The sequence below is a fragment of the Mycobacterium asiaticum genome, assembly GCF_001673315.1.
GTDB classification, from domain to species: Bacteria; Actinomycetota; Actinomycetes; order Mycobacteriales; family Mycobacteriaceae; genus Mycobacterium; species Mycobacterium asiaticum_B.
In genome coordinates this window covers 1-784 of sequence record NZ_LZLQ01000043.1, presented here as the reverse complement: position 1 = coordinate 784, position 784 = coordinate 1, and the positions used below count along the sequence as shown (strand labels likewise).

Sequence of the window (784 nt, the reverse complement as noted above, 5' to 3'; positions counted from 1 at the left end):
GCGGCCCACCCCACTGGGCGGCCAGGGCGGCAACGGAGGCCTGCTGTACGGAAACGGTGGCGCCGGTGGACAGGGCGGCGCCGGTGGCCTCGGCGGTGCAGGCGGCGCCGGTGGCAGTGCCGGCCTGGTGGGCGACGGCGGCAACGGAGGTATCGGCGGCGCGGGTCAAAGTCCCGGCAAGGGTGGGGCCGGCGGTATGGGCGGCCAATTGGCCGGCCACGATGGCGCCACCGGAGCGACGGGAACGAAGATCGACGGCCCCGGAAACCCGGGCAACCCAACAGATCCGGGTAACCCGGGCGACCCGACCGATCCTGGGAACCCGACGGATCCTGGCAACCCGACGGATCCCGGCAACCCGACGGATCCGTCCCAGCCCAACGCCGTTGACGCGGCCCGTGACGGTGATCTCACCGGCTCGAACGGCGGCAAGGTTACCGATAGCAACCTGGGTGAAGTCTCCGGTATCGATGCCGGCATCAACAATCCGAATGTCTATTGGGTGCACAATGATTCGGGGGATTCGGCTCGAATTTTCGCAATCGATTCGAAGACGGGTCAGACCCTGGCCACCTACCAGCTCAGTGGTGCGACCGCCAATGATTGGGAGGACATCGAGGTCGCCAGGGGGGCCGACGGCAAGTCCTATATCTATGTCGGTGATATCGGCGACAACGGTCACTCCCGCAGCAATGTCACGATCTACCGCGTCCCCGAGCCGATTGTCACCGGGACGGCGAGCAACCCGACGAAGGGGACGCTGACTGGCGTCGAGCAGGTCCGG

The 784-nt window shown here is 67.1% G+C and carries 1 pseudogene; it reads left to right on the top strand.

The features are described 5' to 3' along the window. Window positions 1-784, top strand: a pseudogene (locus tag A5636_RS26780) (hypothetical protein); the annotation flags it as partial.